Here is a 20,983-nt window from a genome sequence, read left to right as displayed (position 1 = left end):
CTTCCTCGCCGCCACCCCTTCGCCGCAGCCCTTCGGGCGATTTATGACTTTTGCACTTTCTCGCACCACGGAGTATCGAAGTTGGACCTCAAGCAAGCGCGTGACCTAGCGACAGACCTCATGACCCGGCACAAGCTGACCGGCTGGCGTCTGCTCTTCGACAACGCCAAGACTCGGGCCGGCGCCTGCCGGTCGGACCGCCGCGAGATCACCCTGTCCCGGCCGCTGATCAGCCTGTACTCGCCCGAGCAGGTCACCGACACGATGCTGCACGAGATCGCGCACGCCCTGGCCGGCTCCGGCCACGGGCACGACAAGGTGTGGCGCGCGACCGCCCGCCGCATCGGCTACACCGGCGGCCGCTGCCTGCCCGCCGACGCGCCCCAGGTCGACGGCGCCTGGGTGGGCACCTGCCCGGCCGGCCACCGCACGACCGCGCACCGCCGCCCGATCCGCGTCCGCTCCTGCCCCCGGTGCGCGCCCCGCTTCGACGTCGAGGCCCGCTACACCTGGACCCATCACGGCCTCCCGGCCGCCATGGATCCCCGCTACGACGCCGAGCTGGCCCGCCTGCGCGACCACCGCCCCGAGCCCGTCCCCGTTCCCGTCGCCGTCGGCGACCGGGTCCGCCTGACCGGCGCCGGCAAGTACGCCGGCCTGACCGGCACCGTCGAGAAACGCGGCCGCACCCGCTACCAGGTGCGCACCCGAGCCGGCCTGCTCAGCGTCGCCTTCACCGCCGCCCAGCCGCTGACCGCGAGCGATCGATGACGGTTACGAGGAGCTGTCTACTCTGGCCGGGTGACCCCGGAGCCGTCACCCGACCTGCTGATCGGCGATCCTGAGCGCGACTCGGCCCAGGAAGCGCTGGAGGAGCACCTGGCCGAGAAACGCCTCGGCCCGCCCGAGTACGAACGCCGCGTCGAGGCCGCCCGGCACGCCCGCACCCGCTCCGAGCTGGCGCGGATCTTCGCCGATCTGCCCCTGCCGCATCCGGAGCTGCCGCCCGCGTCCGTCCCGCCCGTGAACCCCGACGACGACGACACCCCACCTCCGCTCTTCCTGGCCGGCTGTCTGACTCTTGCGCTCGGTGTGCCGGTCGCGGTGGTGCTGGGTTTCGCGTACGGCGCCTGGTGGGTCCTCGCCGTTCCGGTCGTGCTGACCGTGGCGATGACGTACATAGAGCACCTTCGCCGCCATTAGGGAATGGTGGTTGCCGATTCCCGGCACGCGGAGGGGCCGCGGACGCGACACTGAACGGGTGGACCTGCGTCCAGTACCCGACCTCGGTGTCGTGCTCGACGGATCAGCGCCGGCGTCGGTCCTCGAGATGGCGCCCGGCGGCATGTCGCGCGTGGCCGCGGACCGGCTGGCCGCGCTCACCCAGGTCGGGGCGCGGGCCGCCTGCGCGATGATCCACCTGGTCGAGGGCCACCACCTGAGGCTCATCGGCGGGCACGATCTGCCGCCCGGCTTCGAGCCGTTGCAGCAGGTGCCGGTGTCCTCGACCCTGGCCGGTGTGGTCCTGCGGGCCGGCCGGCCCCTGGTGATCGGCGACGTCGAGGGCGACGAGCGGGTGCCGGCCGCCGCGCCGGTGCGGGCCGTGGGCATTCGGGCGTACGCGGGATTCCCCGTCCGCGATCCGGCCGGCGCCGTCGTCGGGGTCTGCGCCGTCATGGACTACCAGGTCCGGCACTGGCGACCCGACGAGCTGAACGCCGTCGACAACGGCGCGCAGGCGTGCACCGCGTTCGTGGCCGAGCAGTGGGCGCACGAGGCCGAACACCAGCAGCGGCTCTTCTTGAACACGATGCTGGACAGCCTCGACACGGGTGTCGCCGCCTGCGACGCCGACGGCCGCCTCGTCGTGGTGAACCGCTCCCTGCGGGAACGCCTCGAACTACCGGCCGAGATCACCCATCTCGACAAGTGGGTGAACTGGCTGCCGATCACGACCCCCGACGGCGACCCGGTCGACCGCACACAGACGCCCTTGCGAAGGGCTTTGCACGGTACGGAGGTCCGCGGCACCGAGTTCGCGTTACGCACCCGAGACGGCCGCCGCCTGGTCCGGGTCAACGCCCACCCGATCACCAACCGGCAGGGCCGCCGCCTCGGCGCCGTCGCCGTCTTCCACGACATCACCGAGGCCCGCCACGCCGAATATCTGCAACGGATGCTCAGCCGGTCCAAGGACGAATATCTGAACCTCGTCGGCCACGAGCTGCGCACCCCGGTCACGATCATCCTGGCCTACCTGGACGCGATGAGCGACGCCGAACCGGACACCCCCGCCGCCGAGCTCTATCCGGTGATCGACGGCGCCCGGCGCGGCAGCGAACGACTGCGCCGCCTGGTCGAGGCGTTGCTGGACCTGTCCGCGCTGGACGCCGGCCGCACCCCGCTCGAGATGGCCGACGTCGACCTGGTCGCCGTCGTCACCAGCGCCGCCCACACCGCCGAGGACCAGGCCGCGGCCAAGAACATCACCCTCACCCGGACCGTTCCGGCCGCGATGCCCCTGCGAGGCGACGCCGCCCGCCTGACCCAGATGGTGACCGTCCTGCTGGACAACGCGATCACCTACACCCCCGACGGCGGAACGGTGACCGTCACCGTGGCCGGCACCGGCGACACCGCCACCATCGAGGTCACCGACACCGGCCTGGAGATCCCCGACGACGAGCGCCCCCACGTCTTCGACCGCTTCTTCCGGGGCGCGGTAGCCACCGAGAGGGCCATCCCGGGCGCCGGCCTGGGCCTGCCCATCGCCAAGCTGATCGTCGACCACCACCACGGCACCATCACGATCAGCACCTCCACTCATCCTCCCGGCACGACGATGCACGTGGAACTCCCGCGCACGTCGTAGCCGCCGGTCGGCCAGAATGAGCCGATGACGATCTCCGCCGACGACTCCGGCCGGGCCCGGATCGTGACGGCCGTTCTCCGCGACGGCGACCGGGTCCTGCTGTGTCATCGAAGCCCCGGCCGCCGTTACTATCCCGACGTCTGGGACCTGCCGGGCGGCCACGTCGACGAGGGCGAGGATCCGAAACAGAGCGTGGTCCGCGAGCTCCAGGAGGAGCTGGGAATCACCGCGCCGGAGCCGTCCGGCCCACCGATCCACGAGATCCGGACAGCCGCCTTCGACATGCACATCTTCCTGATCGACGGCTGGACCGGCACCCCCGTCAACGCCGCCCCGGACGAACACGACGACATGGGCTGGTTCAAGGCCTCCGACCTCGACCACATGGACCTCGCCCACGAGTCACTCCTCCCGATGCTCACCGCCGTCCTCACCACGTGATGAGCACACCCCGCCAAACGCACTGATGTGCAGTCGGGCGCACGCCCGCCATACCAATCGCTGGAGTAGTCGATCCGCACGCGGCGATCATTCGGAGTTCTCACGGTCGATTCGGCGCCGCTCCTCGTCGTCGGCCGGGTCGGGCAGCATGTCTCCCTCGTCCTCCCACGCCTCCGCGTGTGCGGGCACCGCTCGCTCTGACCTTGAAGCAGCCCGCTGCGAGAGGGCGGCGTGGGCCTGGGCCAGAACGCCGAGGGCGGCTGAGCGCACGTGCCGGTGGCCGCTGGTGGGGAAGGCGGGCGGCGCGGGCGGGAGCGGGAGGGTGGCCAGCGCCCAGTGCGAAACCGCCTCCAGCGCCCGCCCGGCCACGCCCCGGCCCCGCGCCTGGGGCGCGGTCCAATAGCCGACCTCGGCGGTTTCCCCTTCACCACCACGCGGCCGAAGGCATGCCGGGGGTATGCCGGGGGTATGGGCGGAGCCGAACCTCGACGCGCCGGAGGGCGACCGGGTGGTCGCGGCTGGTCTCTAGCATCGGCGCGTGGAGAAGATCTTACGGGCGGCGGGGCTCGAGTCGTATCGGGCGGAGCAGGTGCGGATTCACGATGAGACCGTTGTCGTGGTTCGGCCCGATGGTGATGCTCAGCGGGTGTTGCGGGCGGCTCGGGCTGCTCTTCCGGGGCACAATCCGGTTCTCGTTTTTGACAGTCAGGCGGTGTTGGAGCCGGACTTTCACCACGACCGCAGTCCGAGCGATCTGATCGCCTGGGCTCGGACCGCTGACGTCGATGCCGAGCTGGCTCGTCTGCCGGGCTTCAGCATCTGGGGGCGGGACCCGGAGACGCTCGGTACCGGCGATGAAGGCTATGACCTCGACGGCTACGACGTGAGCCACTTCGGGGAGCCGGAGTTGCTGGTCATTCTGCCCCGGCCCGAGCCGTGGACGGCGTTCGCCTATCTCAACCCGTACGGCGTCTGGGGAACTCCGGGTGATCTGCTGCTGGCCGCCGCCCGGCGCTGGCATGAGCGGTACGGGGCCGCTCCGACCACGATCGGGCTGGCCATCGGCTTCACCGTGCCGCGGCCGCCGGCCGGCCTGGCCGATGCCGAGCGGCTGGCGGTGGAGCATGTGGCGATCGCCGGTTTGACCGCCGGGACCACCACGCGGGCCTACGCCCGGGCGCTTTTGGAACTCGACCGGTGGTGCCTCTACGAGCGCCCGTGAGACGGGCGGCTACCGAAGAGCGGCGAGCTCGGAAAGCTTCGTGATGGTCGCCCAGTTCCGCTCGGTGCCGTGCACGCCGAGGCGGCGGGCGATCATCGCGGCGTTCACCGGGTTGCCGTGCACCCGGTCCCGGTAGTCGATGTAGACCTCGCGGTCGTGCAGGCGTACGTCGTCGTGGTCTTCGAGAAGTTCGGCCCGGGCGGCCGGCGGGTGGTCGGCCAGGAAGACCACCCGCAGGTACGTGGGCCGGGCGGCGGCCGCCTCGGGGAACGGGTTGGCGGCGATGATCTCGTCGAGACGGGACCGGCTGCGGACCATGACCGGCTCGTTGAGGTCGAAGCGTTCCCGCAGGACCTTGTGGATGATCGGGCCGACGTCGAGGTCGGAGCGCACCACCACGTTGCCGCTCTGCAGGTGGGTCTGGGCGCCGGGCAGGCCGGCCGCCTCCAGCTCGGCGCGCAGGGCCGCCATGGGGACTTTGTTGCGGGCGCCCAGGTTCACCGCCCGCAACAAAGCCACCCAGACCGTCATTCGGCGATCGTACGAGGTGGGCGCGGGGTCGGTGGGGCGGGCACGTCCTCGACGGGGTCGAGCGGGAACGTCTCCTCCTGGCCGGCGGCCAGGTGCACGTCGTGGCCCTGATGGCGGAAGTCGGCGGGTGCGTTCCTGGCCCCGTACGTCACGGAATCGGGGGTGACCACGACGGACAGCCGGCAGTCGCGCCAGCGCAGGCCGAAGGCCAGGCGGCTCAGCCGTGGTGGCAGGCGCGGCGCGAACGACAGGCGGTTGTCGTGGTCGCGCAGGCCGCCGAAGCCCATCACCAGGGAGATCCACGCGCCGGCGCAGGCGGCGATGTGCAGGCCGTCGCCGCCGGCCTCGCCGCTGCCGCGCAGGTCGAGCAGCGCGGCCTCGGCCAGATATTCGTGGGCTCTCGTCAGGTGGCCGAGCTCGGCGGCGAGCACTGACTGGATGGGGGCCGACAGGGAGGAGTCACGGACGGTGCGGGCCTCGTAGTACGCGAAGTTGCGGCGCTTCTCGTCGAGGGTGAACCGGTCGGGGCGCTTCATCATCGCCAGCACCAGGTCGGCCTGCTTGATCACCTGCTTGCGGTAGAGGTTCAGGTAGTGGTGATGGAGCATCAGTGGATACTCCTCGTCCGAAAAATCCCAGGCGGGCAGGCGGGTGAAGCCGGCCGACTGGTCGTGGACCTCCCGCTTCTCGTCATAAGGCATGTTCAGGTGTACGGGTGAGCCCGCGGCCCGCAGATTCTGCTCGGCCATGAGGTTGGTGTAGACGTTGTCGTCCATCAATGCGGTGTATTCGTCGGGGCCGGTGACGCCGGCGATGTGGCCGGTGTTCTCCTCGTCGAAGTAGACGACCGACTTCCAGAGGCGGGCCGTCTCTTCGAGCAGTTCCCGGCCCGCCGAGCGCATGAAGTCCTCGTCGCAGGTGGCGGCGTAATAGCGCAGAACCGCGTCGGCGATGTCGGCGTTGACGTGCAACGCGGCCGTTCCGGCCGGCCAATAGCCGGAGCACTCGACGCCGCTGATCGTCCGCCATGGGAACGCCGCGCCGTCCAGCCGCAGCTCGCGGGCCCGGTCGCGGGCCTTGTCGAGGGTGCTGTGCCGCCAGCGCAGGGCCATTCCGGCGCATTCGGGATGGGTGTACGTGAGCACGGGCAGCACGTACGTCTCGGTGTCCCACAGGGTGTGCCCGTCGTAGCCGTTGCCGGTCAGGCCCTTGGCCGGGATGGGATGCGGGCCGGCCTGGGCCGCCGCCTGGAGAACGTGGAAGAGCCCGAACCGCACCGCCTGCTGGATCTCGGGGTCGCCGTCGACCTCGACGTCGGCGCCGTCCCAGAACTCGTCGAGATAGTCGCGCTGCTCGGCCAGCAGCACGTCGAAGCCGTCACGGGCCGCGGCGTCCCGGTCCTTCAGCGCCTGTTCGCGGATGTTCTCCTCGTTCCAGCGGTACGCGGTGAACTTGTCGAAGGTGATCTCACCGTGCCCCTCGGCGGTCCACCGGATGAGGTCGAGCGAGGTCACGACGGTGCCTTCGTGACCGGTATGGATCACTGCGGCGGCGACCGGCAGGCCGCTGCCGCGGGTGCGGTGGACCAGGACGTCGCGGTCGCTCGACAGGCTCCGGAAGGGCGTCGAGATGATCGCGCTGGCCCGCGGGTCGTCCCGCTCCGAGGGCAGCGCCTCGTTGACCACCAGATCGGACTCGATCCTCAGGGGCGCGTCGGCGTGGACCGAGTAGCGGACGGCGGTCACCGACGGGCGCGGGAACGAGACCAGCCGTACGCTGCGCACCCGCACCTCGACGCCGGCGGATGAGGTCCATTCGACCTCGCGGGTAAGTGTGCCGGCCCGCAGATCGAGCACCCGCTCGTGCCGGGTCAGCGTCCCCGTCCGTACGTCGAAGGGCTCGTCGCCGACCCGCAGCGCGATCGGCTTCGCGTTGGGCGCGTTCACGACCGTCTCGGTGCGCTCCGGGAACGCGTACCCGGCCTCGGGGTAGGTTATGTCCCTTTCCTCGAAGAGCGAGTTGAGGAAGGTGCCGGGCATCCCGCCGGCGTGCGGCTCGTCGAGATTGCCGCGCAGTCCGATGTGCCCGTTGGCCAGCGCGAAGATCGACTCGGCCTGGCGCAGCCCGTCGTCGCCGGGCAGGGCGGTCTCGCGGACGGCCCACGGCTCGGCGGCTCCGATCTCAGACATGGCGCAGGTCCGGCCGGCCGCTCACGTGCATGACGGTGACGCCGGACGCGAGCGTCGCCCGCCGGCCGGCCTCCTCGTACGACCCGCCGGCCAGCAGGGTCGCGGTCAGCGCGGCCGTGAAGGAGTCGCCGCCGCCGGTGGTGTCGACCGGCTCGCCGCCGGTCAGCGGGATCTTGACCCGGCCGTCCTTCCAGATCAGGACGTTGCCGTCCTCCTCGGCCAGCGCCAGCAGCGACGGGCCGCCGTCGAGAACGCTCGCGTCGATCCCGGACGCTTCCTTCTCATCGGCCCGCACCACGTCCGCGTACTCCAGAATCGCCTTGTCGGAGACCTCGCCGTCCAGCACGACCAGCTTTCCGGCCTCGTGACCGATCCGCGCCGCGGCCAGCGCGGCCTCGAACGGCTGCTGCAACTGCACGAGCACGGCGTCGGCGCCCGCGATCACGTCCCGCGCGGCCCGCACGTCACCCTCGGTGAGCAGCACCTCCGGCGGCAAGTGCTCCACGTAGCGGTAGTGCGACCCGGGTTCGAGGATCTCGACGATCAGGCCGGTCAACGCGCCGCGCCGGCGCACCACCCGGCGTACGTCAATCCCGTCCTGTTTCGCCTGATCCAGCAGCACGTCGCCGATGACGTCGTCGCCGGCCACCGCGACCAGCGACGGCCGCACCCCGAGCTGGGCCAGCGCCACGGCCTGGTTGGCGCCCTTGCCGCCCAGCTGCTCGCGCCGGGCGGTCGCCGCGCCGGAGGAACCGACATCCGGGAGTTCGTCAACGGTCAATACGAGGTCGCGGGCGAGCTGCCCGATCACGGCGGCGGTTGGTTGCGTCACGCACGACCATTACCCGGAGACCGACAGTTTGTGCGACATCCCAGCCTCTTCACAGGATGTGCCGCCGATTCGCCCACCGAGAGCATTGCGGGACACCGATGCCCTTTCTAGGCTCGCAGGCACCGTAGCCGCCTACGAGGAGCAGCCATGACGAGCAGCAGTCCCGTGTCGTCGAACGCCTACGAGTACCTGGACAACATCAACCCCGAGGAGCAGGCCCGGCTCGAGGCCGTCCGCCGCTACCGGCTGGTCGATCAGCCGGTCGAGGACGCGTACGACCGGATCGCGTTCGTCGCGGGGGCCATCTTCGACACACCGATCGCGACCGTCTCGCTGGTCGAGCAGGACCGGGTCTGGCTGGCCGCGTGCCAGGGCCTCAGCGGCGTCCGGCAGGTCGGCCGCGAGCCGGGCCTGTGCGCGTCGGTGATCGCGCAGGACGACGTGTACGTCATCAACAACGCCGCGGTCGACCCGCGCACCCTCGAACATCCGCTGGTCCGGGGCGATCTGGGCCTGCGCTTCTACGCGGCGGCGCCGATCCGCACGCACGACGGCTACCGCCTCGGCACGGTCAACGTGATCGACAACAAACCCCGTGAGGCCACCCCGCGCCAGCTCAAGGCCCTCGAGCACCTCGCCTCGATGGTCTCGGACGAGCTCGAGTTGCGCCTCATGGTGATCCGCAGCGCGGCGGCCGAGCAGCGCATGCGAGAGACGGTCAACTGATTACGATTTCATCGATACGGGTAGTGCGCTGGCCATGAGCACTCCCCGGAAGATCGCCGTTGTCGCTCACCAGCGCAAGACGTTCGGCGGCGGCCTGGACGAGCTCCGCCGCCGCCTCACCGACACGGGCGTCGAAGACCTGCTGTGGCACGAGGTGCCGAAGAGCAAGAAGGCCCCCGAGCAGGTCCGGAAGGTCATCAAGGCCAAGCCGGACCTGCTGGTGGTGTGGGGCGGTGACGGCATGGTGCAACGTTCGATCGACGTCCTGGCCCGCGAGAAGGGCGGCTCGAAGATCCCGCTGGCCATCATGCCGGCCGGCACGGGCAACCTGCTCGCGTCCAACCTGGGCATCCCCACGGACCTCGAACAGGCGGTGGACATCGCCCTGAACGGCGACCGTCACCGCATCGACCTGGGCAAGCTCAACGGCGAGTACTTCGGCGTGATGGCCGGCGTCGGCTTCGACGGCGCGATGATCAGCGACGCCGACCGCAACATGAAAGATCGTTTGGGCAAATTGGCGTACGTGTGGGCCGGCGTCCGCCACGTGAACGGCGAGGCCCCGAAGGCCCAGATCAAGATCGACGGCAACGAGTGGTTCGAGGACGAGGCCAGCTGCGTCCTGATCGGCAACGTCAGCAAGATCACCGGAGGCATCAAGGCCTTCGACGACGCCAAACCGGACGACGGCTGGCTCGACGTCGGCGTCGCCACGGCACAGGGCGCCCTGCAGTGGGCCCGCGCCCTGGGCACGATGGCGGTCGGCCGCAGCGACAGCTCCCCGTTCGTGCGCACGACCCGGGCTCGCCAGGTCGAGGTCAAACTCAAGTCCAAGATGGAGTACGAGCTGGACGGCGGCGCCCGCACAAAGACGAAGACCTTCACGGCGAAGGTGGCCCCGGCCGCGGTGAAGATCTGCGTCCCGCGCCAGAGTGATTCGTAGCCGCTTCCGCTAACGCCAGGGCGTGCGCCCGTCCCGGGCATCGGCGCGGGCCCGCCCCGAACGCCGTCTCCCCGGCGAGCGGCACCAGCACGACCTCATCGCTGTCGATCCGCCGGCGCTTGGTGAAAGGCACCGGCGGATCGTCGCGCAGCACCTCGTCAACCGGCCGGTGCCGGGCCTTCTCGATCAGAGCGAGAGTCGCCGTACAGGCCTGCACCAGCACCCCGATCCGGGCCGCGGTCTCCTCGTCGCGCCGCCCACCGAAGATCACGACAAGCCGCTCGACGGCCGGATCGGCGCGCTCGTCATCCCCGCTGCCCGGCTGGTAGGCCTGCGCCACGTCCTCGACCAGCGAGGCCACATCGGGATCGGTCACACCCATGGCCGCGGCCAGCACGGCCACCGGATGCCCGCGCTCGCCCTTCAGCGACCCCGGCGGAATACCGTCGAGAATCGCCTCGGCCAGCCCGCGCCGCCGCGCATGGTCGTCGCCCTCGCAGAACCGCCCGACCGTCGCCCGAAGCCACCCCACACCCGCACTCCCCGGCGGCACCGCGGGCACGACGTACGCCGGGTCGTACAAAATCTCTCGCATCGCCGCAGGCTAGGCCCGCAAAGCTTCGCCCCCGGCCGAAATGACAGGATGATCGCCCATGGCGATCGTCCTGTCCGCCCCCGGCCTGTTGCTCAGACCGTGGCGCCTCGAGGACCTGGTGGCGCTGATCGAGGCGCACAGGGACCCGGCATTGCGCCGGTGGCTGGCCACCTCCTTGACCGACGAGACCCAAGCCCGGCAGTGGCTGGACACCCAGGCCGCAGGATGGGTCACCGCGACAAGGTTCAGCTTCGCCGTGGTGCCCGCCGGAGACGACGGCCCACCGCTCGGCCACGTGGTGGTGAAGGGGGAAACCGCCGAGGTCGGCTATTGGACCGCGCCCCAGGCGCGGGGCCAGGGTGTGGCCGGGCGGGCGCTGGAGGCGGTTTCGCAGTGGGCGCTGGCCACCCTGCCAGTGTCCCGCTTGGAGCTGCTGCACGCCGCCGACAACCACGCCTCCTGCCGGGTGGCGACCAAATGCGGCTACTCCGTGCAGGACCTGCTCCCGGCCGCGCCACCCGCCTTTCCCACCAGCGGCCACCGGCACGTGCGCTCGGCCGCTACGCCTGGCACGGGGCCGCCCATCGCCCAAGCTGAACTGACGACGCACCAGCCGACCGAGGAGGGACTTCGACGACCCCTGGCGCTGAACGAACTGATCGGGCACAGGCTTGTGAAGGCAATTCGCCTCGCATGGCAGCAGCCGGGCGAACCTTCCGACCTTCGAACGGGGCCGGCGCACCTCGCCTTCGACGACGGCCGGGGGATTCTCTTCGACTGCCGATCCGACTGGTCGCTGGAATGGATCCTGACGTCTTCCGGTGACGACTGGCGGTCCGGATATCAGTACCCCGACCCCGACGGCCGGTGGATCCCGCGCGACGCCTCGGCCGAGCCACCTTTCGCCGCCGTTGCCGGCCGCTCCCTGTCCGGAGGGGCGCCGATCCTCAACCAGGTCGGCGAGGTAACCGGGCTCAGGCTGGACTTCGGAGGCCGTGAAGTGACACTGAGGACCTGGCAGGGCGAGCTCACGACCGGACGACTATTCGATGACGGTCCAGAATGATTCCGTGGGCCACCCGTGGCGCCGGTCGGACTCGGTCAGCGGCAGGTAGGAGCGCATTCCGCGCAGGGCGCCGCTGTCGTCGAAGCCCCGGAACCGGGCGACGTCGTCGACGGAGCGGATGAGGCCGGGCAGGGTGATCAGGCCGCTCGGCGGCACGGGGACGGTGATCGATTCGCCGCCGTAGGTGACCTCGACCGTGGTGACCTCGGTGGTGGCCAGGACGGTCAGCTCGGTGAGCCAGCGGCCGCCCACGATGGAGAGTTGCGCGCTCAGGTCCAGCAGGTGCTCGCCGCGCCAGCCCGGAGGCGGGCTCGCGGGCCGCCTCAGCACCTCTTCGGGCATCACCGAGCCGGAGCTGCCGTACGGGTGCTGCCAGCTGCCGTCGGCGGCCCGGCCCAGCAGGTACACGTCGTCGAGCAGATCGTGGTCCTCCTCGTCGTCGCGGCTCAGGACGACGACCGCGCCGTAGTCACCCCACACACCGGCGGCGGCGATCACTTTTCGGCCCACCGGCAGGGTCGCGGGCAGCGGCGGGACGCCATGGTCCAGGGCGGCAGAGAGATCCACCATCGCAGCATACTTGCCAAGGAATCTTTGCAAAGATAGCTTTGCATCCATGACGGACGGGGAAGAGACTGTCGCGCTGGATCCGCGGACGCTGCGCGGGCTGGCGCATCCTTTGCGGGTACGGCTTCTGAACCTCCTGCGCGAGCGCGGCCCCTCGACGGCCTCGCGGCTGGGTGAGCAGCTCGGGCAGTCCAGCGGCGCCACCAGCTATCACCTGCGGCAGCTCGCGCAGTACGGCTTCGTGACCGAGGACGCCGAGCGCGGTACGGCCCGGGAGCGCTGGTGGCGTGCCGCCCAACAACGGACCGTGCTGACCCCCGAGCAGGGCCGGCAGTCGTGGGAGCTGGCCGAGGGCTACCTGCGGGCCGTGGCCCAGGCCGACTTCCAGCGCACCGAGGCCGCCATCGCCAACCTGCCGGCCGTCTCCCGCGAGTGGCAGGACGCGCTCTATCTCGGCACCGACATCCTGCGGCTCGCCCCGGATCGGGCCGCCGAACTCCGCGAGCGCATGTCCGCCCTGGTCGCCGAGTACGGCGGTGGCGCCGACGGCGACCGCGTGGCCGTCCAGTGGCAGATCCTGCCGTTGAGCGACAGCTGATGCGCCGGCCGCTGGCCGCCCTGCTGGTCGCCGAGTCGGTGTCGCTGGCCGGCAGTCACGTGTCGAGCGTGGCCGTCCCCTGGCTCGTGCTCAACACCACCGGGTCGGCGACCCGCGTCGGTGCCGTCGCGCTCGCCCAGATGCTGCCGTTCGTGCTGGCCGGAATGTTCGGCGGCCCGCTCGTCGACCGGCTCGGCGCGCGCCTGGTGGCGATCTTCTCGGACGCCGCCAGCGCCGTCGTGGTCATTCTCGTTCCTTTGCTGTACGCCTCGGAGCAGCTCACCTTCGCGCCGCTGCTGGCGATCGTCGCCGTCGCCGGGGCGTTCGGCGGCGCCACCAACACGGCCAAGCGCGCCCTTCTCCCCCAAGCCGCCGACGGCACCCCCATGGCCCGGGCCACCGCCCTCTTCGACGGCATCGGCCGCGCCGCCATCCTGGTCGGCCTCCCCCTCGGCGGCGTCCTGGTCGCGACGATCGGCCCCGCCGCCGTGCTCGCGATCGACGCGGCCTCGTTCGCCCTCTGCGCCGCGATAGTCGCCGCCGGAGTCCGCATCCCGGCATCGCCCGCCGCGGAAGCCGCGGCGCCCCCAGCCGCCCCGGCCCCAGCCGCGCCCATCCCAGCCGCGCCCATCCCAGCCGCGCCCACCCCGACCGCGCCCGGTGAAGCCTCACCCGCCGAAGGCACAGCCGGCGAGCCGCGGGAAAGCTACTTGGCCTCCCTTGCCGCCGGTTTCGCCTTCCTGCGCCGGGACAGCCTGTTCGCCGTCATCGTCGGTGTCCTCTTCTTCACCAATCTGGCCGACCAGGCGTACACCGTCGTCTTCGTCCCTGTCTGGGTCAGCCAGAGCGGCGCCGGCCCGGCCGTCCTCGGCCTGCTCGGCGGCGTCTTCGGCCTGGGCGCCGTCCTCGGCTCGCTGATCTACGCCGCCCTGGCCACCCGCCTGCCGAGACTACTCACCTTCGCCGTCTGCTTCCTGCTCGCCGGTTCGCCCCGGTTCTTCGCCCTGGCCGCGACCGGCCACCTCGGGCCGGTCCTGGCCGTGGCCTTCGGCGCCGGTCTCGCCGTGGCCGCCGTCAACCCGATCCTCATGGCCCTCGGCTACGAGCGCGTCCCGCCCGAGCTGCGCGGCCGCGTGCTCGGCCTGGCCGTCGCCATCGGCTTCGCCGGCGTGCCCCTCGGCGGCCTCCTGGGTGGTCTCGCCGTCGACCAGGCCGGCCACCGCGCGGCGCTGCTGATCGCGGGCGGTCTCTACCTGGCCGTCTCCCTTGTGCCGTTCACCCTTATCAAAAGACGGATAGACGACAGGAGCTTCGTGCCCGGCTAGGCGCTCTCCGACCACATATCCCCTGGTCCGCGCCGTGGCCGGGCCCCAAACTGAACGCCATGCCGTCTCGTCGGAATCCCAGGCCCGCGCGTCGTGAAGGCGCACGCACGACCCGGCTGATAGTCGGCCTGATCCTGGTCCTCGGGACCCTGTTCCTCGCCGCCTACACCGCCGCCAGCTCCTAGAACCGCAGCAGCGACCGGTAGACCCGCAGCGCGTCGCCGACCGGCCCGAAATGCGACGACGCGTTGTCGTTCAGGTACGTCGTGGCGATCTCCACCTGCGAGTACGGGTGGCCCTCGCGCGCGGCCTCCACCAGCACGCTCATCTCGTACTCGAAGCGGTCGCCGGGCACCGTGAGCAGCCACGGGATCAGGTCGCCGGGATAGCCGCGCAGGCCGGTCTGCGTGTCCCGCACGGACCGGCCGGTGGTGGCCCGGAACAGCAGCCGGGTCAGCGCGTTGCCGATCCGGCTGCGCCACGGCATCCGCCGGACCCGCCGCACGCCCAGGACCATGTGGCCGGTCTGCTCGACACGGGCCGCCACCGCCGAGATGTCGGAAACACTGTGCTGCCCGTCCGCATCCGCGCACACCACCGAGGAGCCCGGAAAGGCCGAGGCGATATGCCGCAGGCCCGTACGCAGCGCGGCGCCTTTACCCAAATTTCGGGGGTGCCGCAACACCGTGCAGGGCAGCCCCGTAACCGGTGGCGTGCTGCCGTCGTCGACCACGACTACCGGGCCGTCGACCTCGGCGATCAATTCGGACAGGTGGGACGAAGGCTGATAGACCGGCAGCAGCAGCACCATGGCCGCTTCTATACCCCACGGCGCAACAACGCCACCATCCGTCGTTCACGGCGCAACAGACCCTGCGGATCCCGTACGCCGAGGAAGCCGATCCGGGACGCGGCCCTGATCCCGTACTCACCAATCGGTGAAGAGCCGGCGGCCGGAATGCCCAGAAGGGCCCCACCTCGCAGCCCGAGGACCTTGCCGGCCAGATAGCGGACGCGCGGCAGATGCCAGGCGTGGGTGACCACCCCGAGCGGCCGGGACGGGCCGAGATCGAGGCCGTCGAGCAGCCCGTCGGCCGAGATCTGGAGCAGGTTTTCCAGCGTGCTGCGCGAGCGGCACTCGGAGCGCAGCTCGGCGACCTCGTCCAGACCGGCGTCCCGCGCCTCCCGCAGCATCAGCGAGGCCTCGCGGCAGTCCGGCGGCGGCTCGGGCGCGCCCTCGCGGACCCCGGCCCAGCCGCCGCTGAAGATGATCCGCGACGGGCGGGCGCCGGCCTCGACGTACGAGATCGCCGCCCGGACCCGGGCCAGGCTGCCGGGGGTGAGTCCCGCGGGCGTCACCCCGTGACCGAGCACCAGCAGCGCGACCGCTACGCGATCTGCTGCCACCAGCCGTCCACCGCCGGCGGGTTGTCGACGTCGACCCGCTCGCCCGGGCGCGGGACGGCCAGGCGCACACCCCGGGCCTTGGCCTCGGCCCACGTGCGGTCGGCCGGCTCGGGCCACTCGTGCAGGGCCAGGTTGAACGTCGCCCAGTGCACCGGGATCATCAGGCCGCCCTTGACGTCGACGTGGGTCGCGACGCCGTCCTCGGGCAGCATGTGGATGTCCGGCCAGGCGTCGCCGTACGCGCCGACCTGGACCAGCGTGACGTCGAACGGGCCGTGCTCCTCCCCGATCCGGGCGAAGCCCGGGAAATAGCCGGTGTCGCCGGAGTAGAAGACCTTGCGGGTCGGGCCCTTGATGGCCCAGCTGGCCCAGAGCGTCTCGTCGCGGCCCAGGCCGCGGCCCGAGAAGTGCCGGGCGGCGGTCGCCACGAACTCGATGCCGGCCACCTTGTGGGTGTCGTCCCAGTCCATCTCGACGATGCGGGTGGCCGGCACGCCCCAGCGCTCCAGGTGGGCGCCGACGCCCAGCGGGACCAGGAACGGCGCCGCCTGCAGGTCGACCAGGTTGTGGATGGTCTCCATGTCGAGGTGGTCGTAGTGGTCGTGCGAGATCAGCACCGCGTCGAGCGGCGGCAGGTCACGCAGCGCCACCGGCGGCTCGTGCAGCCGCTTGGGGCCGGAGAGCCGCGACGGGGAGCAGCGCTCGCTCCACACCGGGTCGAGCAGCACCCGCTTGCCCTCGATCTCGACCAGCGCCGAGGAGTGCCCGTACCAGGTGACGTGCAGGCCGTCGGCCGTGGCGCCCGGGTCGGGAGTGACCAGCGGAATCGGCTGGTGCGGGTGGCGGCCGTCGCGGTCGCGCAGGGTGGCGGCGAGGATCCGCGGCATCGAGGAGAAGGCGATCTCGGTCGCCGGCTCCGTGTTGCGGAACTTGCCGTCGGCGTACTGCGGCGAGGCCTGCATGCGGGCCAGTCGCTCACCCTTGGCCTTGGCGCCCATCTGGCGGGGAATGTCTTTCGCCACCCAGACCGCCGCCGCGCCCAGAGCCAGCGCGATCAATGAACCCGTACGTCCTCGTTTCGCCATTAACCCAGTTTGACCTCCACGCCACGGGTGCCGCCACCGAGGTGCTCAGGTTCCCCACAGTATTCGCCGGGTATGACACACTCTCTCGCCGTGACTGTCGACACCCTTCAGACCCAGCAGCAGCTGATCGTCCGCCAGCGCGTGCGGATGATGGTCAACCAATACGAGATCCACGCCGTCACGCCCGACGGCCAAGAGGCCGGCATGCTCGCCTTCGCCCAGCAGAAGCGGATGGCGTTCAAGGAGCAGGTCACCCTCTACAGCGACGACACCAAGTCGGTGCCGGTGCTGGGCTTCAAGGCCCGCCAGGTGATCGACCTGGGCGCCACGTACGACGTGACCGACGCCAACGGCGCCCCGATCGGCCTGTTCCGCAAAAACTTCAAGGAGTCGCTGCTGCGCTCCACGTGGCACCTCGAGCAGCCCGGCTTCGGCGAGATGATCGGCCGCGAGACCAACGTCTGGGTGGCCGTCCTGCGCCGCTTCGTCGACAGCCTGTCCTGGCTGCCGTACCACTTCGACTTCGTGATCGCCGACCGCCCGGTCTTCTCGGTCGTCAAGAAGTGGGGCCTGCGCGACAAGTACGTCGTCACCATCCACGACCCGCGCGTCGACCGCCGTCTGGTCGCCGCCATGTCCGTCGCGCTGGACGCCCTGCAGTCCCGGTAACCTTCCCGGAATGGATGATCCCCGGGCTCAGCGCCTCTTCGGCGACAGTCTCGTCGCCCCCGGCGACCTGGCGTCGAGCCCGTTCCGGGTCGACCGCGACCGGATCGTCAGCTCACCGTTCTTCGCCCGGCTCGCCGGCGTCACCCAGGTCATCAGCCCGGGCGGCGCCGGCCTGCTGGTGCACAACCGCATGACCCACAGCCTGAAGGTCGCCCAGGTGGCCCGGGCCATCGCCGACCGGGTCGACCCGTCACTCGCGGACAAACTCGGTGGCTGTGACCCCGATGTGGTCGAGGCCGCGTCTCTCGCCCACGACCTCGGCCACCCGCCCTTCGGCCACCTCGGCGAGCGGGTCCTCGACCGTCTCGCCCGCCACCGGCTCGGGCTCAACGACGGATTCGAGGGCAACGCCCAGTCCTACCGCATCGTCACCAGCACCGAGAGCCGCGGCCAAACCACTTTGGGTCTCAATCTGACCAATGCCGTACGGGCGGCGATCCTCAAATATCCGTGGACCCGCCGCGGCGACGCGCGCTTCATGGACCCGCCGCCGCGCGGTGCGGCCCCGCCGGCCGACGACCCCGACGGCGGCTCGATGAAGTTCAACGCGTACTCGACCGAGGCGAACGACATGCGCGCGGCCCGGGCCCCGTTCGCGGGCCTGGTCGCCGACTGGCAGCAGACGGTCGAGGCCTCGGTCATGGACACGGCCGACGACATCGCGTACGCCATCCACGACCTGGAGGACGTGCACCGGGTCGGCGTCCTCCAGCAGGGCGCGGTCGCCACCGAGCTGATGGCCTGGCAGCGCTGGGGCGCGTCCACCGACCTGGGCCGGGCCGGCGGCGCGATCGAGTCGCTGCGCCGCCAGCTGCACCGCAAGGACGGCTGGATGGCCGACGACGACGCGTTCTCGGCCGCCGTCGAGCTCGTCCGGGCCGAGCTGGTCGACGGCCTGCTGGCCCGCCCGTTCGACGGCTCGCTCGAGGCGGAGGCCCGGGTCGCGGCGTTCTCCGCCACCTGGACCCGCCGCCTGGTCGAGTCGTGCCGCACGATCGCCGACCCCGCGGTCCGCTCCGGCCACGTCCAGCTGGCCCCCGCCCAGTGGCACGAGGTGCAGATCCTCAAGTTCGTGCAGAACAGGTTCGTCCTGGCCCGCCCCGACCTGGCCCTGCACCAGCGCGGCCAGGGCCGCCTGCTGGCGTCGCTGGTCGAGGCGCTGAGCGCCTGGCTCACCGATCCCGACGAGGAACAGCGCATCCCGCGCCGCCTCCAGGACCTGGTCGAGCTGGCCGAGGCCGAGCTGCCGGCCGGCACCCCCGAGCGCCTGCACCGGGCGAGGGGCCGCGCCGTCATCGACTTCGTGGCCGGCCTGACCGACCAGCAGGCGGTCGGCCTGATGGAAGCCCTGGGCGGCCGGTCACGACAGCTGTGGACTGACGCTTTCGTGCTCTAGGAGCGCACCCGGTTGTCGAGGGGAGCCGGCTGGCTGACCCACCATTCCGACGGCACCTCCGCGTAGATCTCCTCCGCGAGGGCCTTCAGGTGGTCACCCGTGGCGTGCCCGTGGTGAGCGTCCGCGAGCCCCTTGACCCTCACGTACCACTCGGCGATTTGTTCGCACTTGACCGATACTTGATAGTCCATACCCCGAGCCTAAGACCGCAGGCCCTCACCCGCCCGGCAATGCCCGACCGGGTGACACCCCCTGACGTCACGCCATCGGCCCCGCGGCAACATCCCGGCCGGCATCTATGACACCCGGCCCTATCATGGTGGGCCCGCTGCCGTACGAAATGGACCGTTTTCCTCGTGAGCTTGTTCGCCTGGGTCGTGCCGGCCCTGATCACGGCCATGTGGGCGCTGTCGTGGCGGTTCAGCACCTGGCAGTTCCGGCTTTGTCTCGGGCCCCTGGCCGGGCTCGTCTGCGCGGCCGCGCTGGTCCTCGGACTGGTCACCTCGTTCGGCGGGGACGGCAGCGGAGGCGGGGACGGCAGCGGAGGCGGGGGCGTGCAGCAGTGGGCCGACGCGTTCGGCTCCTCCTCGGCGGTGGTCTCCTGGGTCGGGCAGACCTCGCTGCTCGGGCTCGGTGTCGCGGCGGCGCTGACCTTCCTCACCGTGATCGTCGAGGGCGTCCTGCTGGTGCTGCGACACGGGAGACGGCGTCCGTGCGAAGACTGCTGATCGCGGTCGGCCTGAACCTGGCGCTCGGCGTCCCGGGCATCGTTCCGATCTTCTTGGTCGGGTATTTCCTGGCGAGCGAGCCGCTGTCCTATCTGGGATCGACGGCCCACAATCCGAACGACACCGAGGAGATGCTCTTCCTCGCCTTCGTCATGGTGGTGCTCGTCGTGCCGTCCCTCATCGGCTGGCTGCTCGTCAACGTGGGACTGTGGCGGCACTGGAACGTTCCCGCGCTCGCCTACTGGGCGGCCTGCGTGACCGCCTTCTTCCTGCCCTACCTCGTGCTCGCCGTGGCGATGGGGCCGTGACTTGTCGTACCCAGGGCTTAAGGTCTGTGGTATGCCGAAAGCCGCAGCGGAAGAGCATGAGATCGCCGGCCACACGGTGCGGCTGAGCAGCCCCGACAAGGTGGTCTTCCCGAGCCGGGGATTCACCAAGCGCGATGTCTTCGAGTACTACGTGGCCGTCGGCGACGGCATCATGCGGGCGCTGCGCGACCGGCCGACGACGTTGCAGCGCTTCCCCGACGGGATCGAGGGCGAGACCTTCTTCCAGAAACGCATCGGGGCGCGCGGTGTGCCCGACTGGATCCAGCGGGCGACGATCAAATTCCCCAGCATGCGTACGGCGGAGGAGCTGTGCCCGGCCGATCTCGCTCATGTCGCCTGGGCCGCCCAGATGGGGACGATCGTGTTCCACCCCTGGCCGGTGCGGGCGGCGGCCGCCGATCAGCCCGACGAGCTGAGGATCGACCTCGACCCGCAGCCGGGCACCGATTTCGGTGACGTCAGGACCGCGGCCGGGGTGATCCGTGAGGTGCTCGACGATCTCGGGTGGGTGGGCTTTCCCAAGACGTCGGGCGGGCGGGGCGTCCACGTCTACGTGCGCATCGAGCCCCGCTGGGACTTCGTGCAGGTGCGGCGGGCGGGGATCGCCCTGGCCCGCGAGGTGGAGCGGCGGCGGCCCGAGGCGATCACCACCGCGTGGTGGAAGGAGGAGCGCGGCGAGCGGGTCTTCATCGACTACAACCAGATGGCGCGGGACCGCACGATCGCCTGCGCCTATTCGCTGCGGGCCAACGGGCGGGCCACCGCGTCGGCCCCGGTGACCTGGGACGAGCTGGCCGAGGTGGAGCCCGACGACTTCGATCTGCGTACGGTGCCGAAACGTTTCGCCGAGATCGGCGACCCGCATGCGGCGATCGACGACGTCGCCCACGACATCACGCCGCTGCTGGAGTGGTCGGCCCGCGACGAGAAGGACGGGCTGGGCGACATGCCCTATCCGCCGGATCACCCGAAGATGCCGGGCGAGCCGCCCCGCGTGCAGCCCAGCAAGATGAACAAGGCCAACTGGGAGACCAAGTAGCTACTTCGACTCGAGGCGGCCCAGGTCGCCCGGGTCGGGCAGGCTCTCCCCGCGGAGGTAGGCCGTGGTGACCTGCTGGAGCAGCTCGAGCCGGGCCGGGTCCTCGTCGGTCGTCTCGCGGGCTTCGTATCCGGGGATGCCGCCGAGCGAGTGCTCCGCCCCGGACAAAGTCAGCAAGGTTTTGGGTCCCGGCGCCAGGAAGTAGGGGTCGGCCGACCAGTCGGGGCCGCGGGTGGTCAGGAACGACTGGTCCTTGTCGCCGGCGACGACCAGCGCCGGCGCGGCCATGTGCCCGAAATCGGGGTGGAGATAGGGGAAGTGCTCGGCCGCGTACGGGGTCAGGTCGTCGCCGCCCCGCCCGGC

Annotated in this window: 25 protein-coding genes and 1 pseudogene; 15 read left to right on the top strand and 11 right to left on the bottom strand. The window is 71.0% G+C overall.

Going from position 1 to position 20,983, the window contains the following annotated elements; all coding sequences use genetic code 11:
* Positions 1-120: 120 nt before the first annotated feature.
* The 4 genes from CRP55_RS22935 to CRP55_RS22920 are packed head-to-tail and all read left to right on the top strand — an operon-like array spanning position 121 to position 3,313.
* On the top strand, positions 121-771 hold the full coding sequence (locus CRP55_RS22935; protein ID WP_097322183.1) for a SprT-like domain-containing protein: 651 nt from the start codon (positions 121-123) through the stop codon (positions 769-771).
* Between the two features lie 30 nt (positions 772-801).
* Positions 802-1,203 (top strand): DUF1707 SHOCT-like domain-containing protein, encoded by a 402-nt coding sequence (locus CRP55_RS22930; RefSeq protein WP_097322182.1) that lies wholly within the window; start codon positions 802-804, stop codon positions 1,201-1,203.
* A 58-nt stretch (positions 1,204-1,261) separates the two neighbouring features.
* Positions 1,262-2,872 (top strand): ATP-binding protein, encoded by a 1,611-nt coding sequence (locus CRP55_RS22925; protein WP_245923314.1) that lies wholly within the window; start codon positions 1,262-1,264, stop codon positions 2,870-2,872.
* Positions 2,873-2,896: 24 nt separating this feature from the next.
* Positions 2,897-3,313: an NUDIX domain-containing protein gene (locus CRP55_RS22920; protein WP_097322181.1), complete on the top strand. Its 417-nt coding sequence runs from the start codon at positions 2,897-2,899 to the stop codon at positions 3,311-3,313.
* Positions 3,314-3,400: 87 nt separating this feature from the next.
* Here CRP55_RS22920 and CRP55_RS54850 read toward each other — a convergent pair whose 3' ends face one another.
* Positions 3,401-3,772 carry a GNAT family N-acetyltransferase gene (locus CRP55_RS54850; RefSeq protein ID WP_342751568.1) on the bottom strand — a complete coding sequence of 124 codons (372 nt, stop codon included), beginning with the start codon at positions 3,770-3,772 and terminating at the stop codon, positions 3,401-3,403.
* A 253-nt stretch (positions 3,773-4,025) separates the two neighbouring features.
* On the opposite strand from CRP55_RS54850, the gene CRP55_RS22910 reads away from it, so the two are divergent.
* Positions 4,026-4,535 carry a DUF4253 domain-containing protein gene (locus CRP55_RS22910; RefSeq protein WP_179855298.1) on the top strand — a complete coding sequence of 170 codons (510 nt, stop codon included), beginning with the start codon at positions 4,026-4,028 and terminating at the stop codon, positions 4,533-4,535.
* 9 nt (positions 4,536-4,544) lie between these two features.
* On the opposite strand, the gene CRP55_RS22905 is transcribed toward CRP55_RS22910, so the two are convergent.
* The 3 genes from CRP55_RS22905 to CRP55_RS22895 are packed head-to-tail and all read right to left on the bottom strand — an operon-like array spanning position 4,545 to position 8,087.
* Entirely contained in the window at positions 4,545-5,066 is a 522-nt protein-coding gene (locus tag CRP55_RS22905; RefSeq protein WP_097322179.1) for a DUF1697 domain-containing protein, read from the bottom strand.
* Positions 5,063-7,255 (bottom strand): glycoside hydrolase family 65 protein, encoded by a 2,193-nt coding sequence (locus CRP55_RS22900; protein WP_097322178.1) that lies wholly within the window; start codon positions 7,253-7,255, stop codon positions 5,063-5,065. The genes CRP55_RS22905 and CRP55_RS22900 overlap by 4 nt, the downstream gene beginning before the upstream one ends.
* Positions 7,248-8,087, bottom strand: a complete 840-nt coding sequence (locus CRP55_RS22895; RefSeq protein ID WP_097322177.1) for a PfkB family carbohydrate kinase — start codon at positions 8,085-8,087, stop codon at positions 7,248-7,250. The genes CRP55_RS22900 and CRP55_RS22895 overlap by 8 nt, the downstream gene beginning before the upstream one ends.
* Positions 8,088-8,234: 147 nt before the next feature.
* Here CRP55_RS22895 and CRP55_RS22890 point away from each other — a divergent pair, with 147 nt between their 5' ends.
* Together CRP55_RS22890 and CRP55_RS22885 are read left to right on the top strand one after the other, a co-directional pair.
* The gene (locus CRP55_RS22890) at positions 8,235-8,813 is read left to right on the top strand and encodes a GAF domain-containing protein (RefSeq protein ID WP_097322176.1); all 579 of its coding nucleotides are present in this window, start codon (positions 8,235-8,237) and stop codon (positions 8,811-8,813) included.
* A 34-nt stretch (positions 8,814-8,847) separates the two neighbouring features.
* Entirely contained in the window at positions 8,848-9,756 is a 909-nt protein-coding gene (locus CRP55_RS22885; protein ID WP_097322175.1) for a diacylglycerol/lipid kinase family protein, read from the top strand.
* On the opposite strand, the gene CRP55_RS22880 is transcribed toward CRP55_RS22885, so the two are convergent.
* Positions 9,695-10,351, bottom strand: a complete 657-nt coding sequence (locus CRP55_RS22880) for a hypothetical protein (RefSeq protein WP_179855297.1) — start codon at positions 10,349-10,351, stop codon at positions 9,695-9,697. The two genes, CRP55_RS22885 and CRP55_RS22880, sit on opposite strands and share 62 nt — an antisense overlap.
* Positions 10,352-10,409: 58 nt before the next feature.
* Here CRP55_RS22880 and CRP55_RS22875 point away from each other — a divergent pair, with 58 nt between their 5' ends.
* Positions 10,410-11,417, top strand: a complete 1,008-nt coding sequence (locus CRP55_RS22875) for a GNAT family N-acetyltransferase (RefSeq protein ID WP_097322174.1) — start codon at positions 10,410-10,412, stop codon at positions 11,415-11,417.
* Here CRP55_RS22875 and CRP55_RS22870 read toward each other — a convergent pair.
* Complete coding sequence (locus CRP55_RS22870) at positions 11,394-11,984, bottom strand: hypothetical protein (RefSeq protein ID WP_179855296.1); 591 nt, start codon at positions 11,982-11,984, stop codon at positions 11,394-11,396. The two genes, CRP55_RS22875 and CRP55_RS22870, sit on opposite strands and share 24 nt — an antisense overlap.
* Before the next feature lie 49 nt (positions 11,985-12,033).
* On the opposite strand from CRP55_RS22870, the gene CRP55_RS53985 reads away from it, so the two are divergent.
* Positions 12,034-12,582, top strand: a complete 549-nt coding sequence (locus CRP55_RS53985; RefSeq protein ID WP_097322172.1) for a helix-turn-helix domain-containing protein — start codon at positions 12,034-12,036, stop codon at positions 12,580-12,582.
* Positions 12,582-13,907 (top strand): MFS transporter, encoded by a 1,326-nt coding sequence (locus tag CRP55_RS22860; protein WP_097322171.1) that lies wholly within the window; start codon positions 12,582-12,584, stop codon positions 13,905-13,907. Before CRP55_RS53985 ends, CRP55_RS22860 begins: the two co-directional genes overlap by 1 nt.
* Positions 13,908-14,088: 181 nt before the next feature.
* On the opposite strand, the gene CRP55_RS22855 is transcribed toward CRP55_RS22860, so the two are convergent.
* The 3 genes from CRP55_RS22855 to CRP55_RS22845 are packed head-to-tail and all read right to left on the bottom strand — an operon-like array spanning position 14,089 to position 16,399.
* Complete coding sequence (locus CRP55_RS22855; protein ID WP_097322170.1) at positions 14,089-14,718, bottom strand: glycosyltransferase family 2 protein; 630 nt, start codon at positions 14,716-14,718, stop codon at positions 14,089-14,091.
* Between the two features lie 8 nt (positions 14,719-14,726).
* Positions 14,727-15,314, bottom strand: a complete 588-nt coding sequence (locus CRP55_RS22850) for a YdcF family protein (protein ID WP_179855295.1) — start codon at positions 15,312-15,314, stop codon at positions 14,727-14,729.
* Positions 15,296-16,399: an MBL fold metallo-hydrolase gene (locus CRP55_RS22845; protein WP_097322168.1), complete on the bottom strand. Its 1,104-nt coding sequence runs from the start codon at positions 16,397-16,399 to the stop codon at positions 15,296-15,298. Before CRP55_RS22845 ends, CRP55_RS22850 begins: the two co-directional genes overlap by 19 nt.
* A gap of 90 nt (positions 16,400-16,489) precedes the next feature.
* Here CRP55_RS22845 and CRP55_RS22840 point away from each other — a divergent pair, with 90 nt between their 5' ends.
* Together CRP55_RS22840 and CRP55_RS22835 are read left to right on the top strand one after the other, a co-directional pair.
* Positions 16,490-17,068: an LURP-one-related family protein gene (locus tag CRP55_RS22840; RefSeq protein ID WP_097322362.1), complete on the top strand. Its 579-nt coding sequence runs from the start codon at positions 16,490-16,492 to the stop codon at positions 17,066-17,068.
* 10 nt (positions 17,069-17,078) lie between these two features.
* A complete protein-coding gene (locus CRP55_RS22835; RefSeq protein WP_097322167.1) occupies positions 17,079-18,524 on the top strand; it encodes a deoxyguanosinetriphosphate triphosphohydrolase family protein in 1,446 nt (481 codons plus the stop codon).
* Here the strand turns inward: CRP55_RS22835 and CRP55_RS22830 are convergent.
* Positions 18,521-18,715 carry a hypothetical protein gene (locus tag CRP55_RS22830; protein WP_097322166.1) on the bottom strand — a complete coding sequence of 65 codons (195 nt, stop codon included), beginning with the start codon at positions 18,713-18,715 and terminating at the stop codon, positions 18,521-18,523. The genes CRP55_RS22835 and CRP55_RS22830 overlap by 4 nt on opposite strands.
* 165 nt (positions 18,716-18,880) lie before the next feature.
* On the opposite strand from CRP55_RS22830, the gene CRP55_RS22825 reads away from it, so the two are divergent.
* From CRP55_RS22825 to ligD, 3 genes are read left to right on the top strand one after another with little or no spacing between them, the layout of a single operon-like run.
* A complete protein-coding gene (locus CRP55_RS22825) occupies positions 18,881-19,252 on the top strand; it encodes a hypothetical protein (RefSeq protein WP_097322165.1) in 372 nt (123 codons plus the stop codon).
* Positions 19,237-19,560 (top strand): hypothetical protein, encoded by a 324-nt coding sequence (locus CRP55_RS22820; protein WP_097322164.1) that lies wholly within the window; start codon positions 19,237-19,239, stop codon positions 19,558-19,560. Before CRP55_RS22825 ends, CRP55_RS22820 begins: the two co-directional genes overlap by 16 nt.
* A 31-nt stretch (positions 19,561-19,591) precedes the next feature.
* Complete coding sequence (gene ligD / locus CRP55_RS22815; protein ID WP_097322163.1) at positions 19,592-20,620, top strand: non-homologous end-joining DNA ligase; 1,029 nt, start codon at positions 19,592-19,594, stop codon at positions 20,618-20,620.
* On the opposite strand, the pseudogene CRP55_RS22810 reads toward ligD, so the two are convergent.
* Positions 20,621-20,980 (bottom strand): annotated as a pseudogene (locus CRP55_RS22810) (chlorophyllase); the annotation flags it as partial.
* Positions 20,981-20,983 lie beyond the last annotated feature (3 nt).

The sequence above is a fragment of the Paractinoplanes atraurantiacus genome, assembly GCF_900215205.1.
Classification (GTDB): domain Bacteria; phylum Actinomycetota; class Actinomycetes; order Mycobacteriales; family Micromonosporaceae; genus Actinoplanes; species Actinoplanes atraurantiacus.
Note: the sequence above shows the minus strand (reverse complement) of the source record. Positions and strands in the feature narration are given on the sequence as shown.